Source organism: Amycolatopsis sp. Hca4, assembly GCF_013364075.1.
Taxonomy (GTDB): Bacteria; Actinomycetota; Actinomycetes; order Mycobacteriales; family Pseudonocardiaceae; genus Amycolatopsis.
Genome location: NZ_CP054925.1, coordinates 5,960,916 through 5,977,212, shown reverse-complemented (window position 1 = coordinate 5,977,212; position 16,297 = coordinate 5,960,916). Strand labels below are relative to the sequence as shown.

At 70.4% G+C, this 16,297-nt stretch carries 14 protein-coding genes; 8 read left to right on the top strand and 6 right to left on the bottom strand.

The annotated features are described in order from the left end of the window. The first annotated feature begins 15 nt into the window (after nucleotides 1-15). A complete protein-coding gene (locus tag HUT10_RS26510) occupies nucleotides 16-921 on the top strand; it encodes a haloalkane dehalogenase (RefSeq protein WP_176173686.1) in 906 nt (301 codons plus the stop codon). A 501-nt stretch (nucleotides 922-1,422) separates the two neighbouring features. Here HUT10_RS26510 and HUT10_RS26505 read toward each other — a convergent pair. Beyond that, nucleotides 1,423-2,349, bottom strand: coding sequence for an NADP-dependent oxidoreductase (locus tag HUT10_RS26505; protein ID WP_176173685.1), 927 nt, complete (start codon nucleotides 2,347-2,349; stop codon nucleotides 1,423-1,425). Between the two features lie 96 nt (nucleotides 2,350-2,445). Here HUT10_RS26505 and HUT10_RS26500 point away from each other — a divergent pair, with 96 nt between their 5' ends. After that, a complete protein-coding gene (locus HUT10_RS26500) occupies nucleotides 2,446-3,003 on the top strand; it encodes a TetR/AcrR family transcriptional regulator (RefSeq protein ID WP_176178012.1) in 558 nt (185 codons plus the stop codon). A gap of 12 nt (nucleotides 3,004-3,015) precedes the next feature. On the opposite strand, the gene HUT10_RS26495 is transcribed toward HUT10_RS26500, so the two are convergent. After that, nucleotides 3,016-4,311, bottom strand: coding sequence for an aspartate aminotransferase family protein (locus tag HUT10_RS26495; protein ID WP_176173684.1), 1,296 nt, complete (start codon nucleotides 4,309-4,311; stop codon nucleotides 3,016-3,018). Nucleotides 4,312-4,429: 118 nt separating this feature from the next. On the opposite strand from HUT10_RS26495, the gene serS reads away from it, so the two are divergent. Further along, nucleotides 4,430-5,692 (top strand): serine--tRNA ligase, encoded by a 1,263-nt coding sequence (serS, locus tag HUT10_RS26490; RefSeq protein WP_176173683.1) that lies wholly within the window; start codon nucleotides 4,430-4,432, stop codon nucleotides 5,690-5,692. Nucleotides 5,693-5,754: 62 nt separating this feature from the next. Further along, nucleotides 5,755-6,756, top strand: a complete 1,002-nt coding sequence (locus HUT10_RS26485; RefSeq protein WP_176173682.1) for a DUF3558 family protein — start codon at nucleotides 5,755-5,757, stop codon at nucleotides 6,754-6,756. On the opposite strand, the gene lhgO is transcribed toward HUT10_RS26485, so the two are convergent. Genes lhgO through HUT10_RS26465 form a run of 4 tightly spaced genes read right to left on the bottom strand, consistent with a single transcriptional unit; the run spans nucleotide 6,753 to nucleotide 12,140 of the window. Then, the gene (gene lhgO, locus HUT10_RS26480; protein WP_176173681.1) at nucleotides 6,753-7,940 is read right to left on the bottom strand and encodes an L-2-hydroxyglutarate oxidase; all 1,188 of its coding nucleotides are present in this window, start codon (nucleotides 7,938-7,940) and stop codon (nucleotides 6,753-6,755) included. The genes HUT10_RS26485 and lhgO overlap by 4 nt on opposite strands. Before the next feature lie 11 nt (nucleotides 7,941-7,951). After that, on the bottom strand, nucleotides 7,952-8,188 hold the full coding sequence (locus HUT10_RS26475; RefSeq protein WP_176173680.1) for a DUF397 domain-containing protein: 237 nt from the start codon (nucleotides 8,186-8,188) through the stop codon (nucleotides 7,952-7,954). Beyond that, complete coding sequence (locus HUT10_RS26470; RefSeq protein WP_176173679.1) at nucleotides 8,148-9,026, bottom strand: helix-turn-helix transcriptional regulator; 879 nt, start codon at nucleotides 9,024-9,026, stop codon at nucleotides 8,148-8,150. The genes HUT10_RS26475 and HUT10_RS26470 overlap by 41 nt, the downstream gene beginning before the upstream one ends. A 9-nt stretch (nucleotides 9,027-9,035) precedes the next feature. After that, a complete protein-coding gene (locus tag HUT10_RS26465; protein ID WP_176173678.1) occupies nucleotides 9,036-12,140 on the bottom strand; it encodes a BTAD domain-containing putative transcriptional regulator in 3,105 nt (1,034 codons plus the stop codon). 127 nt (nucleotides 12,141-12,267) lie between these two features. On the opposite strand from HUT10_RS26465, the gene HUT10_RS26460 reads away from it, so the two are divergent. The 4 genes from HUT10_RS26460 to HUT10_RS26445 are packed head-to-tail and all read left to right on the top strand — an operon-like array spanning nucleotide 12,268 to nucleotide 16,196. Then, the gene (locus tag HUT10_RS26460; protein ID WP_176173677.1) at nucleotides 12,268-13,401 is read left to right on the top strand and encodes a DegT/DnrJ/EryC1/StrS aminotransferase family protein; all 1,134 of its coding nucleotides are present in this window, start codon (nucleotides 12,268-12,270) and stop codon (nucleotides 13,399-13,401) included. A 23-nt stretch (nucleotides 13,402-13,424) separates the two neighbouring features. Beyond that, entirely contained in the window at nucleotides 13,425-14,354 is a 930-nt protein-coding gene (locus tag HUT10_RS26455; RefSeq protein ID WP_176173676.1) for an NAD-dependent epimerase/dehydratase family protein, read from the top strand. 32 nt (nucleotides 14,355-14,386) lie between these two features. Beyond that, nucleotides 14,387-15,583: a glycosyltransferase family 4 protein gene (locus tag HUT10_RS26450; protein ID WP_176173675.1), complete on the top strand. Its 1,197-nt coding sequence runs from the start codon at nucleotides 14,387-14,389 to the stop codon at nucleotides 15,581-15,583. Next, nucleotides 15,570-16,196, top strand: a complete 627-nt coding sequence (locus tag HUT10_RS26445; RefSeq protein WP_176173674.1) for a DapH/DapD/GlmU-related protein — start codon at nucleotides 15,570-15,572, stop codon at nucleotides 16,194-16,196. The genes HUT10_RS26450 and HUT10_RS26445 overlap by 14 nt, the downstream gene beginning before the upstream one ends. The last annotated feature ends 101 nt before the right edge of the window (nucleotides 16,197-16,297 follow it).

Genomic DNA, 16,297 nt, shown 5'->3' with positions numbered 1-16,297 from the left:
ACTACCGTGGGGTCCGTGCGCCTGCTGAGGACACCGGACGACCGGTTCACGGACCTGCCCGACTTTTCGTACGAGCCCCGTTACGCGGAGCTGGCGGACCCCCACGGCGGCCGGATCAGAGTGGGCTACGTCGAGGCAGGCCCGGCGGACGGCCCGGTGGTGCTGTTGCTGCACGGCGAGCCGAGCTGGTCGTTCCTGTACCGCAAGATGCTCCCGGTCCTGGCGGCGGCGGGCCTGCGGGCGATCGCACCGGACCTGGTGGGTTTCGGCCGGTCGGACAAGCCGGCCGACATGGCGGACCACTCGTACGCCCGGCACGTGGAGTGGATGCGCGCGTTCGCGTTCGACGCACTGGACCTGCGCGAGGTGACGCTGGTCGGCCAGGACTGGGGTGGGTTGATCGGCTTGCGCCTGGTCGCTTCGCAGCCATCCCGGTTCGCGCGGGTGGTGGCTTCGAACACCGGCCTGCCAACGGGCGACCAGGACATGCCACCGGTGTGGCACGCGTTCCGTGAAGCGATCGAAAAGGCCCCGGTGCTCGACGTCGGCCGGTCGGTGCAGGCGGGGTGCCGCACATCGCTGTCATCGGAGGTCCGGGCGGCTTACGACGCACCGTTCCCGAACGAGATGTACAAGGCGGGGCCGAGGGCCATGCCGGGGTTGGTGCCGTACCGGCCTGACAACCCGGCGTCGGAAGCCAACCGTGCTGCTTGGAAGACGTTGAGCGAGCTGGAATTGCCGTTTCTGGTGGCGTTTTCGGATGGTGATCCGATCACTGGCGGGATGGCTCCGGTGTTGCGGCGTTCGATGAGGGGAGCGCGGGGGTTGGAGCACCCGGTGATCGGGGACGCGGGGCATTTTCTGCAGGAGGACAAGGGCGAGGAACTGGCGGAGCACGTGGTGAGGTTCGTGCGCGGGTGAGGACATCGGAACCGGCGGCCAAACGAACGTCGAAAACCGCCGGCCGGTAACGCGAGGCAACCAAACACCTCACCAGACCTCCCCCGCCCCTCATCCCTGCTATCTGTTCAGCCGACGGGCGGGTTTGTCAAGGCACGCTTTCCCGCCTTGACAAACCCGTCCGGCGGCTGAAAATCCGAACGGAGGGCGGGGGAGGTCGGATCCGCTGCCGTGCCGCGGCAGAGCTCAGCCGCGGTAGCGACGAGAAGCTGCACACGAAGTCTGCCGTGGCTTTAAAGATCGTCCTCGCCGGACAGGCAGGCTCCGGGATGACCACCACTACCGCTCTCGGCCGCCGGTTCTGGAGTTGGGTCGCTGGGTGGTCATCCCGTCGCCTGATTGAGGCCTATCACTTTGAGCCGGGCCCGCAAGCTTTGTCTTGGCACCCCACTTCGCGTTGTTGGTTGCGGGCCCGGCTCAAAGTGATTTTTGCGGCCTCAGGCGACGGGATGACCACCCAGCTCACATTTCTATGACGAGCTTTCCCTTTACGTGGCGCTTTGCCTGTACCTCGGCTGCTGTTCGGATTTGCTCCATTGGGAATGTTGCCGCTATTGGTACGTGGATTTTGCCCTCCGCTACCAGGTTTGCGATCTCGCTCGAAGTGTTGGCCGGGGCGTTTGCTCCGTTGGCTCCCGGGATTCCTTCCACCCTGGCCGCTATCGTGCAGATTCGGGTGTCCGGGACGCCCAGTTTGCGGGCGGTCTCCGCCGTTTCCGTTCCGTGCAAGTCGATGGCTGCGGTGATTTCCTCGGATTCGAGGGCCTGGGTCAGGCCGTCGCCGTAGGTCACTGCCTCCGCGCCCAGCTCTCTCAAGAACTCCGCCGATGTTGCCGAGCCTGTTCCCAGTACGCGGGCTCCGGCCCTTCGGGCCAACTGGACCGCGAACACTCCTACGCCGCCTGCTGCGCCGCCGATCAGCACCGTGTCCTTTGGGCCTGGGTTGATCACTGCCAGGGCTGCCGCTGCCGTGCGGCCGGCGATCGACAAAGTTGCTGCCGTTCGGTCGTCCACTCCGGTTGGCGTGTGGTGGGCTTCGTCCGCCACCGACTCTCCGGTCAAGTCGACCACCACGAAGTCCGCTACCGCTCGGGACAGTGCGCTTCCGAACACCCGGTCGCCCGGCTGGAAGTCCGTTACCCCTACTCCTGCCTGGTCGACCACGCCCGCGTAGTCGGTTCCGAAGCCTGCTGGGAGGGTCAAGCCGAACCTCGACGCCGTTTCCGCGTCGGCCGTCATGATCCAGTCCATCGGGTTCAGGCCCGCCGCCGTGACCCGGACCCTGAGCTGGCCCGGGCCCGCCTTTGGGGCCGGGACCTCCTGGACTTCGAGCACCTCGGGGCCGCCGAACTTCTCGAGGCGGACCGCCCTGCTTCTGTCTTCCCGCATGAGTCTCCTCCGGGCGCTGCGAAACGGACTATGCTCCGTTTCTACGGTCCACCGTACACCAGAACCGGAGCGTGATCCGTTTTGACTGACGTGCCGATGCGCGCGGATGCGAGCCGCAACCGTGAGCAGCTGCTCGCGGTGGCGACCCGGATGTTCGCCTCGGGGGGTGCCGAGCCGCCGATGCGGGCCATCGCCCGGGAGGCCGGCGTGGGTATCGCCACGCTCTACCGGCACTTCCCGACCCGGGAATCGCTGGTCGACGCCGTCTACCGGGACCAGGTCGGGCGGCTGACCGCCGGGGCTCGTGAGCTGCTCGGGCGGCTGGCGCCCGCCGCGGCCATGCGGGGCTGGATGGACCTGTTCGGGGACTGGATCGCCACCAAGAACGGCATGCTCGACACGCTGCTCGCGATGATCGAGTCCGGCGAGATCGCGCACGCGCAGACGCGGGACGAGCTGCTGTCGGCCATCACCGCGATTCTCGACGCCGGGCGCGCCGCCGGTGATCTTCGCGCCGATGTCGGCGCCGAAGACGTCGCCGCCTCCCTCATCGGCATCTTCACCGTGGCACCGCGGCCCGCGCACGCGGACAAGGCCGGGCGGTTGCTGGACCTCCTGATGGACGGGCTCAAGGCCGGCACCCGGCCGGCCTGAGCCCGCGCGCGGCTACCCGGCCAGCGCCTCGTGCGTGGCCGCCAGGGCGTCCACCAGGATGTCCACGCCCTCCTGGGCCTCGTCCGCCGTCAACGTCATCGGGGGGCCGAGGCGCAGGACGTTGCCGTGCAGGCCGCCCTTGCCGATCAGCAGCCCGCGCTTCTTCGTCTCCTCCAGCATGCGGGCCGCGGCCGGGACGTTCGGCTCCGTCGTGCCCGGCTTGATCAGCTCCACGCCGATCATCAGGCCCTTGCCGCGCACCTCCGCCACCAGCGGCGATTCAGCCGCCCGCAGGCCCGCCAGCAGCTGTGCTCCCCGGGCCGCGCAGTTGGCCTGGAGGTCGTGGTCCTTGATGTAGTCCAGGACCGCCGTCGCTCCGGCCATCGAGACCGGGTTGCCGCCGAACGTCGAGAACGACTGGGCCTGGAAGCAGTCCAGGACGTCTCCTCGGGCCACCACGCCGCCCACCGCGAGGCCGTTTCCGAGGCCCTTCGCGAACGTCATCATGTCCGGCGTCACGCCGTGGGCCTCGATGCCCCAGAAGTGCTCGCCCGTCCGGCCCCAGCCGGTCTGGACCTCGTCCGAGATGAACAGCACCCCGTAGGCGTCGAGCACCTCCTTCATGGCCCGGAACAGGCCGTCCGGGGGCAGGCTGAAGCCGCCGACGCCCTGGATCGGCTCGGCGATCAAGCAGGCCACGTCGCCCGCCGTCGCCGTGTCCAGGACGTCCACCAGGTCCGCCACGCACGCGTCGATGTAGGCCGCGTCCGGCAGGTCGCGGAACGGGCTCCGGTAGCGGTACCCGCCGTGGACGTAGTTGACCTTCACCGGGCTCAATGAGGACGCGGACCAGCCCCGGTTGCCGGTGATCGCCACCGTGCCGAACGAGCGGCCGTGGTAGCTGTTGCGCATCGCCAGCACCTGGTTGCTGCGGCGGTACTGCGTCGCCAGCATCAGCGCCGTGTCGTTGGCCTCGCTGCCCGAGTTCGTGAAGAACACCTTGGCGTCCGGGATGTTCGACAGCTTGGCGATTCGCTCGGCCAGCTCGACCTGCGAGCGGATCAGGTACAGCGTCGAGGTGTGGAGGATGCCCGTGTCGAGCTGCTTGCGGACCGCGTCGCCGATCTCGGCGACGTCGTAGCCCATCGAGTTGGTCAGCACCCCGGCGAAGAAGTCCAGGTAGGTGCGGCCCTGGGAATCGGTCATCCGGCGGTCGTGCGCGTGCACGATCTCGATCGGCTCCTCGTAGAGCAGCGACATCCACGACGGCATGACTGCGCGGTGCCGGGCGAGCAGCTCATCGGTCATCGAACGCCTCCTCGGGGTCTCAAGCGAGTATGAGGAGGCCGTGAACAGCGCTTCAACGATCAGACTGTCGGGATAACCCAGTAGGGACGCACAGTCTGTACGGACTACCCTCTGACCCGTGATTGACCCCAGGACTCTGCGCGATGACCCGGAAGCCGTGCGCGCGTCGCAGCGCGCCCGTGGCGAAGACGAGGGAGTGGTCGACAAGCTGCTCTCCCTCGACTCCCGGCGCCGGTCTTCGATCGCGGCCGCCGACAAGCTGCGCAACGAGCAGAAGCTACTGGGCAAGCAGATCCCGAAGGCGCCGCCGGAGGAGAAGCAGCAGCTGCTGGCCACGGCCAAGGAGCTCGCCGCCCAGGTCAAGGCGGCCGAGGCGGAGCAGAACACCGCGTCGGAGGAGTTCGACACGCTGTTCCGCACCCTGCCGAACCTCGTCCACCCGAGCGCGCCCGTCGGCGGCGAGGACGACTACACCGTCCTCAAGCACGTCGGCGAGCCGACGAAGCTGGACTTCGCGCCGAAGGACCACCTCGAGCTGCTCGAAGGGCTCGGCGGCGTCGACATGGAGCGTGGCGCGAAGGTGTCGGGCTCGCGGTTCTACTTCCTCACCGGCGTCGGCGCGCAGCTGCAGCTCGGGCTGCTCAACATGGCCATCGCGCAGGCGCTCGAGAACGGCTTCACGCCGATGATCACGCCGTCGCTGGTGCGCCCGGAGATCATGGCCGGCACCGGCTTCCTCGGCCAGCACTCGAGCGAGATCTACCACCTCGAAGACGACGACCTCTACCTCGTCGGCACGTCGGAGGTGCCGCTCGCCGGCTTCCACGCCGACGAGATCCTCGACCTGACCGACGGCCCGAACCGCTACGCGGGCTGGTCGTCCTGCTACCGGCGCGAGGCGGGCTCGTACGGCAAGGACACCCGCGGCATCATCCGCGTCCACCAGTTCGACAAGGTGGAGATGTTCGTCTACGCGAAGCCGGAGGACGCCGAGGCGGAGCACGAGCGGCTGCTCGGCTGGGAAGAGCAGATGCTCGCCAAGATCGAGGTGCCCTACCGGGTGATCGACACCGCGACCGGCGACCTCGGCACGTCCGCGCACCGCAAGTTCGACTGCGAGGCGTGGATCCCGACCCAGGAGACCTACCGCGAGCTGACCTCGACGTCCAACTGCACGACGTTCCAGGCCCGCCGCCTGTCCGTCCGCTACCGCGACGAGAACGGCAAGCCGCAGATCGCCGCGACGCTCAACGGCACCCTGGCCACCACCCGGTGGATCGTCGCGATCGTCGAGAACCACCAGCAGGAGGACGGCTCGGTCCGCGTGCCGGAGGCGCTGCGGCCGTTCGTCGGCGGCAAGGAAGTCCTCACGCCTCGCTGAATCGGGCGGATCCGCGGTGCTGCTCCGTTCGTCCCAGTAGTGTCCGGGCCGAAGGAGGATCCATGCGGATGAAGTGGCAGGTCGCGGCGGCGCTGGCGGCCGTGACCGTGGTGACCGGCTGCACGGTGACCGTCGGCGGCTCGGCGTCGCCGGTGCCCGGCCAGGGTCCGGTCGTCACGGCCGTCGACGCCTGCACCCTGCTCGACGAGGCCCAGGTCGACGGCCTCGGGTACCGGACGCCGGGTCGTTCGGTGAAGGAGAACAAGGAGCGGCTGCAGCCGCCCATGTGCCTCTGGAACTCCAAGGACGACGTCGAGCCGTCGGCCATCCTCACCGTCGGCGTCGCTTCGGACATGGACTTCAACGAGTACATCGCGGGCGCCGTCAAGAAGTCCGAGCCGCAGCGGATCGGCGGGCTCAGCTGGACGCAGTACGCCTCGATCCTGCCCGACGACTGCTCGCTCTACACCCTGCTCGGCGCCAAGTCGTTCGCCTTCGTCGGCGTCTCGGCCGGCAAGCTCGACCGGTCGTGTGAGCTGGTGAAGCAGGCGGTGCCGCAGGTCGCGGCCCACCTGCCCGGCGGGCAGGACGCCCCGCCGGTGACGCCGTCGACGTCGGCGAAGCCGGAGCCGGGCGGGCCGCTGCTGTCCGCCGACCCGTGCGCCATGCTGAAGCCCGACCAGGTGGCCCAGCTGAAGGACATCTCGCCCAACGGCGAGAAGGACACCTCCTCCACGGTGCCGAACGCGTCCTACTGCCTCTGGGACGACACCGACGGCGACGGCGGCCAGAAGGCGTTCGAGGTCTGGTTCGGCCCGAGCACGCCGGTCGGGGAGTGGCCGGGCGCGAAGGGGGTCGCCCCGACCGAGACCGTCGACGTCGGCGGCAAGAAGTGGGGCATCTTCCCGAACATGGGCGGCCTGCGGGTGACCTGCGGCGCGACCCTGGCGATCACCGAGACGTCGTCGGTCCAGGTGGTCAGCGGGTTCATCGGCGACGACGCGAAGACCTGCGACCTGGTGAAGCAGGGCCTGCCGCTGGTGACCGCGAACCTGCCGGGCTAGTCCTTCGCCACCTGGTCGGCGATGTGGCGCGCGATCTCCAGCGCGCTCGTCGCGGCCGGCGACGGCGCGTTCAGGACGTGCACCTGGTCGCGCGCGGTCTCGATGAGGAAGTCGTCGACGAGCGAGCCGTCGCGGCGCATCGCCTGGGCGCGCACGCCGGAGCCGTGGCGCACGATGTCGTCCTCGGTGACGGCCGGCACGAGCCGCGCGAGGCTGGCGGCGAAGCGCTTCTTCGAGAACGAGCGGCGGACCTCGTCGAGCCCGGTCGGGAACGCGTACTTCTTCGCGAGCCGCCAGGCGCCGGGGAAGGCGGCGACCTCGGCGACGTCCTTCGGGGAGAAGTCGCGCCAGCGGTAGCCCTCGCGGCGCAGCGCGAGCACGGCGTTCGGGCCGGCGTGGACGCTGCCGTCGAGCATGCGCGTGAGGTGCACGCCGAGGAACGGCAGCGTCGGGTCCGGCACCGGGTAGATCAGGCCCTTGACCAGGTGCCGGCGCTCCGGCTTGAGCTCGTAGTACTCCCCGCGGAAGGGCACGATCTTCGCCGACGGCGTCAGCCCGGCCAGCCGCGCGACGCGGTCGGAGTGCAGGCCGGCGCAGTTCACCAGCGCGTCGGCCTGGACGACGCCGTCGCCGGTCGCGACCTCGACCCCGCCGTTGCCGCCGGCCCGGATGGCCAGCGCGGGCGAGCTCAGCCGCAGGTCGACACCGGCCTCGTCGAGCAGCCGGACGAGCGCGTGGCAGACGGCGGGGAAGTCGATGATCCCGGTGGATTCGACCCGCAGCGCGGCAACGCAGGCGACCTCGGGCTCGTACTCGCGCGCTTCGGCGGGCGAGATCTGCTTGGCCGGGACACCGTTGGCCTCGGCGCGTTCGGCGAGCGTGTTGAGCGCGGGGATCTCTTTTTCGTCGGTGGCGACGACGAGCTTCCCGCACACCTCGACGGGCACGCCGTACTGCCGCGCGAAGTCCACGATGGACCGGTTCCCGGCCACGGACATCCGCGCTTTGAACGAACCGGGCTTGTAGTACAGCCCGGCGTGCACGACGTTCGAGTTGTGCCCGGTCTGGTGGGCAGCCCACCGGGATTCCTTTTCCAGGACGGTGACGTCCAGCCCCCGCCTGGTCAGCTCCCAGGCCACAGCCAGACCGACGATCCCGCCCCCGACGACTACCACGTTACGCACGGTGAATCAGGCTACGCGAGTCTCACCAGGTGGTTAAGGAAGGCCCGCCAGGCTGCGGCGGGATGCTGCTGGACGGGCAGGGCCGGGTCCTTCGAGTCCCGGACCAGCACCTCGGCCCGGTCGAGCGCCGTCTCGACGCAGGCGCCCTCTTGCTCGCTGTAGGTGCTTTTTCGCCAGCTTGCTTCGAGGCAGGCGCCTTCCTGGCCGCTATAGGTGCTTTTCCGCCAGGCCCCAACCCTCAGCACCATCGATCTCCTCCGCCAGCCGGGCGATGAAGCTCGAGGATTCCGCCGGGCCCATCGCGACCGCGTGGATGCCCTTGATCGCCGCGCGGTACTTCCGGACATCGTAGTCGTCCGGCACGAAAGCGCCGGAGCTCAAATGCTCGAAGTACAAGACCGCGCTTTTGTCGACCAGCGAATACAGAATGAACCTGCCTTCCAGACCCGGATGCCAGCCGCAGTGAGCTGGGACCACTCGGATCGAGATGGTGCGAAAGGCAGCGATCTCCGTGAGGAAGCGCAGTTGGTCCGCCATGGTCGCCGGGCTGCCGATGCGGTCGCGAAGCGCAGCTTCGCCGATGAGCGCCTCGAAAGGAGTCGGCTCGCGCCCCACGATGAGGCGGCGGCGTTCCATCCGCAGCCGGACCCGCTGCTCGATGTCGTACTCGGACGAACCGTTGCTGAAGAGCGCACGTGCGTAGGCGGGAGTCTGGAGCAAGCCCGGAATGCCCAGCGGCGACCACTCCACGATCGATTCGGCGGCCTTCTCGCACTCGATCACCGCCGCGAGCTGCTGCGGAATACCCGGCGTGCCGTATGTGAGCCAGCCCGCCTCCGCCGTGCCCTTCGCCAGCGTCAGGATCTGCTCCTTCCGCTCACCGATCACTCCGAGCGCACCGAGGATCGCGGTCACGTCTTCCAGCCTCGGCGTGCGCAGGCCGAGCTCCCAGGCGCTCAGCTGCTGCGGGCTGATCCCCAGCCGCCGGGCCAGCTCGCGTAGTCCGAAACGGGCGTCTTTGCGCACCGCGCGGATCGAAGCCGCCAGCGTCCGGGTTCTCGGGGTGACGATGTCCGTCCTCGGCATGGCCGCAATCTAGGTGTCCCCACCTGCGGGACGCCCGTCCCCGATCGAGTGCTCCAGCGCCTTCTGCGCACTCATCCCCAGCCCCGTCCGGTACGCCTGCTCGAACTCGCCCACCCCCAGCGACGCCACCAGCCGCCCCCGGACCGCCGTCACGTCCGGGTCTCCGGTGATCGCCGTTCCCCGGACCGCTGCCGCCGCTCCCAGCAGCACCGCCGCCTGTGCAGACTCCGCCGCTCCCGCCAACCCCTCCAGTGCGAACGCCACCACGTCGCTCGCGTTCCACTTGCGCCCGATCAGCAACGCCGAGCGGTGCAACGCCGCCGCCGACGACCGGTCGCCCTCCGCCAATGCCAGCCAGCCCAGGGAAATCATCGCCGTCGCGCGGAGGGACTCCGCCGCGAACGAGCCTCCCGCGCACTCCGCCAGCGCTCGTTCGCACAGCTCGCGGGCCGCCGCCAGGTCGCCGGCGAAGCGGGACAGGTTCGCCAGCCCGACGTACGCCGCCGCGCGGGATTCCGGCATTCCCGATCTGCGGGCCGTGGCCGCCGCCAGTTCGTAGTCCGCCCGGGCGCGGGCCGGGTCGCCCGACAGCAGGTGGGTCCACGCCCTGCGGCAGATCAGGTCCGCCACGTCGTCGGTCGCGCCGATCTCGTGCATCAGGGCCAGCGCCTCGTCCATCAGCGGCAACGCGGCCGCGTGCTCGCCGCGCCAGGTCAGCAGCTGGGACAGGTGGTCCAGCGCCATCGACAGGCCCCACCGCTCGCCCAGCGCGCGGAACTGCGCCGCACCCTCGCGCAACCCCTCCTCGGCCCCCGCCAGATCGCCCGACATCATCGCCCGCAGGCCCGTGCCCATCGGCAGCAGCGCCCAGCCCCACGCGTCGCCGGCCGCGAGCAGGCCGCGGCCGAGCAGCTCGGCGTCGTCGCCCGGCGGGCCGGCCACCACGCCCAGCAGCATCACCAGCATCGGGTTGCGGGGCGTCCAGTCCTCCGAGGTCGCGAACCGGCGGACCAGCGGCAAGTACTGCTCCAGCGTTTCGTGCGGGGGCCCGGCCAGCGCGCCGAGCACGCACACCAGGAACTCCTCGACGTACTCCTCGCGCAGCTCCGGCGAGCACCGCGACACCACGGCCAGCGACAGCCCGGCGCCCTCGAACCGCCGTCCGCGCATCCACCAGTACATCGCCAGCAGCGGGACCAGCCGCAGCGCCGGCACGACGTCGTGCTCGGTCGACCAGCGCAGCGCCGCCAGGATGTTGTCGTAGTCGGCGTCGATCCGCGCCAGCCACTCCAGCTGCTCCGCTGTCCGCAGCTTCGGGTCCGCTTCCGCGGCGAACCGCAGGAAGTACTCGGCGTGCGCGCGGTGGAGCGTCTCCGCTTCGCCCGCCTCCGCCAGCTTCTCGCCGCCGAACGCGCGGATCGTCTCCAGCATCCGGAAGCGGCCGCCGACCGCCTCGACCAGCGACTTGTCCGCCAGCTCGGGCAGCAGGTCGACGTCGGCGCCGCACACCTCGGCGGCCGCCGAGGCCGTGGCGCCGCCCGAGAACACCGAGAGTCTCCTGGCCAGCGAGCGTTCCTCGTCGGTCAGCAGGTCCCAGCTCCACTCGACGACCCCGCGCAGCGAGCGGTGCCGCGCTTCGGCCGTCCGGCTGCCGCGGGCCAGCAGCCGGAACCGGTCGTCGAGGCGGGTCGCGATCTCGCCGAGCTGCAGGGTGCGGACGCGGGCCGCGGCCAGCTCCAGCGCCAGCGGCAGGCCGTCGAGGGCCGCGCAGACGTGCTGGACGTCGCCGACCGTCGACTCGTCGAGCGCGAACGCGGGATCGCTCGCCGCCGCGCGGTCGGCGAACAGCCGGACGGCCGCGAACTCCAGCGCGTGCGCCGTCGGCGTCCCGGGCGGCGGGACGGCCAGCCGCGGCACCGGCGCCAGCTGCTCGCCGGTGATGCCGAGCGGCTCGCGGCTCGTCGCCAGCACGCGCAACCCCGGGCACGCGGCGAGCAGGCGCGCGGCCAGCCGGGCCGCCTCCTCGACGACGTGCTCGCAGTTGTCCAGCACCAGCAGGACCGGCCGGTCGCGCAGGGCCGAGACCAGCCGCTCGACCGGGTCCTGCGGGCCGCCGCGCGCGCTCTCGCGCAGGCCGAGCGCGGCCAGCACCGCGCCCGCGACGTCACCGCCGCCGTGCGGGGCGAGCGCGACGAACGCCACCGGACCGGCCTGGCCGGCGGCGACCTCCACCGCCAGCCGGGTCTTGCCGGTGCCGCCCGGGCCGGTCAGCGTCACGAGCCGGGCGCGGTCCAGCAGCTCCGCAACCTGCCGCAGCTCGGCTTCGCGGCCGACGAAGCTGCTCAGCTGCGCGGGCAACGCCGGGAGCACCGGCTTCTCGGTTTCGCCGCGGAGCACCGCAAGGTGCGCCTCCGCGAGTTCGGGACCGGGGTCGGCGCCCAGCTCTTCGGCCAGCGTGCGGCGGGCGTCCTCGAACGCGGCGAGCGCTTCGGCGGAACGGCCCGCGGCGGCCAGCGCCCGCACCAGCTGCGCGCGCGGCCGTTCCCGCAACGGCTGCGCGGCGACGGTCTCGCGCAGGCTGGCGAGGACGTCTTCGGCCTGCCCGAGGGCCAGCCGGGCCTCGACGTGGTCGTCCACGGCGTCCGCGCGCAGCTCGTCGAGCCGGGTGACCTGCGTGGCGGCGAACGGCGCGTCCGCCAGGTCCGTGAACGCGGCCCCGCGCCACAGCGCCAGCGCCTCGCCGAGCACCTCCGCCGCCCGCGCGTGCTCCCCGTTCTTCAGCAGCGCGCGGCCTTCGCGGGTGAGCCGTTCGAAGCGGTGAACGTCCACTTCGTCCGGTGCGACGGCCAGCCGGTACCCGGCCGCGGTGAACTCGACCGGCGCGAGCTCCTTCAGCGCCGTCCGCAGCCGCGACACCTGCGACTGGAGGGCGTTCGCGGCGCCCTCCGGCGGGTATTCGCCGTACATGCCGTCGATCAGCCGCTCCGCCGGGACGAACCGGCCGGCCTCGAGCGCGAGCAGCGCCAGCAGTGTCCGCGACCGCGGGCCGCCCACCGCCACCTGCGTGCCGTCCGTGCGCCACGCGGCGACGGCCCCCAGCACCCCGAATCGCATGGACCCCAGCCTAAGACGTCCCCGACCTGCGGCGGGCGTCACTCCAAACGGGAGTTCGGCGTGGTCCTGTGAATCACCTGAGCGTGCGTCTATACACTTCGCCGGGTCCCCACGCAATGGGAGAGGTATGTCGTCAGACAGCATCGCCCTCGGTCAGCCGACCGTAGGTGAAGAGGAGCTAGCCGCCGTAGCCGAAGTCTTCCGATCCGGGTGGCTGGCGGGCGCCGGACCGGCGTGCCGCCGGTTCGAGGAACGGTTCGCCCAGGTCACCGGCACGGCGCACGCGTTGACGACGGCGAACTGCGGTTCGGCTCTCTTCCTCGGCCTCGAAGTCCTCGGTGTGCAGCCGGGCGACGAGGTGATCGTCGGTGACTACACGTTCCCGGCGACCGGCCACGCCGTCGTGCAGGCGGGCGCCAAGCCGGTGTTCGCCGACATCCGCCCGGACGTCTTCAGCGCGGACCCGGCGCACGTCGAAGCGCTGGTCACGCCGAAGACGGTCGGCATCCTCGCGGTCGACGTCGCCGGCCAGCCCGGTGACTTCGACGAGTACCGCGCGATCGCCGACAAGCACGGCCTCTGGCTCTTCGAGGACGCCGCCTGCGCCGCGGGGGCGACGTACAAGACGCGCCCGGCCGGCAGCCTCGCCGACCTGGCCGCGTTCTCCTTCCACGGCCGCAAGGGCATCACCGCCGGCGAAGGCGGCGCGCTGGTCTCCGACCGCGAAGACCTCATCGCCCGCGCCCGCAAGCTGCACACCTACGGCATCGAGCCGGCGATCAGCCGCGAAGGTTCGGAAACGCTGCCCATCCCGGAGTTCCACGAGCTCGGCTACAACTTCCGCCTGTCGGACGTCCAGGCCGCGATCATGAACGTCCAGCTCGACCGGCTGCCGGACCTCCTCGCCACCCGCCGCTCGGTCGCGAAGCGCTACCACGAGGCTTTCGCCGACGTCGACGCGCTGACCGTCCCGGTCGAACTGCCGGACCGCGAGCACCCGTGGCAGGCCTACCTGCTCACGGTCGCGCCCGAGGTCAGCCGCGACACCCTGGCGCTGCGCATCCGCTCGCAGGGCGTCCAGTGCAACTTCGGCACCTACGCCTCGCACCTGCAGCCGATCTACGGGCCTCAGGCCCCGCTGCCCGTCTCGGCCGACGCGTTCGCGCGTCAGCTCGCCATCCCGATGCACGCCAACCTCACCGACGCCGAAGTCACCCGCGTCGCCGAGGTCGTGCGCGAAGCCGTGCAGTCCCTGTCCTGAAGCCGCCTACCGAGGAGAAATTGGTGTCCGACAAGAAGGTGCTCTTCACCGGGGGCGGTGGCTTCATCGCCGCGCACGTCATCCCGCTGCTGCTCGAGGGCGGCTACACGGTCCGGATCTTCGACAACATGACCCGCGGCGACCGCGCCCGGGTCAACGAGTTCGTCGCCACCGGCAAGGTCGAGCTGGTCGAGAAGGACGTCCGGTACGGCGGCGCGGTGCGCGAGGCCATGCGCGGCTGCACGCACGTCATCCACTTCGCGACGGTCTCGATCAACAAGTCGATCGCCGACCCGCACGAGTCGATCGACATCAACATGATCGGCAACCACAACGTGTTCGCCGCGGCCGCCGACGAGGGCGTCGAGCGGCTGGTGTTCGCCTCGACCGCTTCGGTCTACGGCGACCCGAAGCGGCTGCCGATGCACGAGGACGACGAGCTCAAGCCGCTCACGCCGTACTGCATCTCGAAGCGCGCCGGCGAGGACCTGCTCGGCTTCTACGAGCGGCAGAAGGGCCTCTCGTGGAACGCTCTGCGGTTCTTCAACGTGTACGGCCCCGGCCAGAAGATCGAGGCCTACTACACCTCGGTGATCAACCACTTCATCCAGCGCCTGCGCAACGGCCAGCCGCCGATCATCGACGGCCGCGGTGACCAGTCGATGGACTTCGTGCACGTCACCGACCTCGCGCACGCCGTCGTCGCGGCGCTGGAGTCGGAGAAGGCGAACGTGCCGATCAACATCGGCACCGGCATCGACACGTCGATCGCGGCGCTGGCCAAGATCCTCATCGAGGCCGTCGGCGTCGACGTCGAGCCGCTGTTCAACGAGCGTGACGTGCTGGTCTCGCGGCGCGCCGCCGACATCAGCCGGGCGCGTGACGTGCTGGGCTGGGAGCCGCGGATCACCGTGGAGGACGGCATGCGGGATCTGGTCAAGGAAACCGAGTGAACACCACCGCCGGGCCCGCCCAAGGACGTGCGATGCGCATCGCGGTGGTGAACAACTTCTTTCCCCCTCGGGTGGGCGGCAGCGCGCACATGGCGGCGTCCCTGGCGGGTCAGTTCGCCGCGGCCGGGCACGAGGTCCTCGCGATCACGGCAGCGTACGGCGAAGCCCCGGCCGACGAACGGCGCGACGGCTACCGCGTCGTGCGCCTGCCCGCGGTGAAGATGCCGCAGATCGGCCTGTCGATCGACTTCGACATGAGCTTCGCGTCGCTGCGGCCGGGCAACTGGCGGCGGCTGTGGAAGCTGCTGGACGAGTTCAAGCCGGACGCGATCCACCTGCACGGCCAGTTCTTCGACCTGTCGTGGCTGGCCGGGATCTGGGCGCGGCGGCACGACGTGCCGACGCTGTTGACCATCCACACGCTGCTGATCAGCGACAACAAGCTGTACGGCGGCGTGTTCCGGCTGCTGGACGCGGTGCTCGTGCGGCCCATCCTCGCCTACATGCGGCCGCGCTACGTCATCCTCGACAAGCTCGGTGTCGACTACTGCGTCGACCGGTACGGCACGAGCGACGCGAACTCGGAGTACTTCCCGATCGCCGTCGACACCGGGCACTTCGCGAAACCGGTGACGAAGGACGTCCGCGCGGAGCACGAAATCGGGGACGCGCCGCTGATCGTCTCGCTCGGGCACGTCATCCCGCTGCGCAACCGGCTGCCGCTGATCGAGGCCCTGCCGTCCATTTTGGACAAGCACCCCGGGGTGCGGGTGGTGGTCGTCGGCCGCGTGTACCACGACGCATTCCTCAAGCGGGCGGCGGAACTGGGCGTTTCGGATGCGCTGATCGTCACGGGCGCGGTGCCGAAGGAGGACGTCCCGGCCTACTTCGCGGCGGCGGACATCGTGACGCACGACCTCAACGGCGGCTGCGGCACGGCGTCCCTGGAGGCGATGCTCTCCGGGACGGCGACGATCGCTTCGGTGACCGAGGACAACTACCCGGGCATCGAGCTGCGCAACGGCGAGAACGTGCTGCTGGTGCGCCCGGACGACTCGGAAGCGGTGGCCCGCACGGTGATCGAGCTGCTCGACGACCCGGAACGCCGGGCGTTGATCGCGCAGCGGGAGAGCGAGCTGGTGCGGTCGAACTTCGGCCTCGACGTCGTCGCCGAGGAGCACCTCAGGACCTTCGAGAAGCTGGTGTCGGAAGCCGATGTTCTTCGATGACGAGCGCAGCCACCGGCTGCGCCCGCAGATCCTGACCGAGCTGGTCTCGCAGTACATGAACGACGCCGAGCGCGCGCAGTTCTACGGGCTGCCCCCGACGTGCCGCGTCCGCGAGCGCGTGAAGATCATCAGCCCCGAGAACCTGAAGATGGGCGACCACTGCTGGATCGGTGAGGGCGCGGCCCTCGACGCGAGCGGCGGCCTGGAGATCGGCGAGCACACGAGCATCGGCTTGAACACGCTGATCTTCACGCACTCGAGCTGGCTGGCGAACATGACGCTGCAGAACCATTCGGGCAGCGACCTGATCGAGCGCAAGCCGGTGAAGATCGGCAAGGGCTGCTTCATCGGCGGCCTGGTGGTGATCATGGCGGGCGTGACGATCGGCGACTTCGCGACGGTCCAGCCGAACTCGGTGGTGGCGAAGGACGTCCCGCCGCGCACGCTGGTGGCGGGGAACCCGGCCCGGGTGTTCCAGCGCTACGACGAGGAGTACATCCAGTCCGAAGTGGACCGGGTGCGCGCGGAGAACGCCCGGCGGCGGGAGATCGCGGAGGAACGCGGCGGCGACGCGTCCGGGTGGGGCGCGCCCTCGGGTGACTTCTCGGAGTGAGCCGTTCGACGGCGGTGGCTTTGGATGACGGCGGCGCCGGCGCCGGGCGCCGGCGCCGCCGTCGTGAAACCGCCCGGACCTCCCGGCGGTGAAGCCCTCCG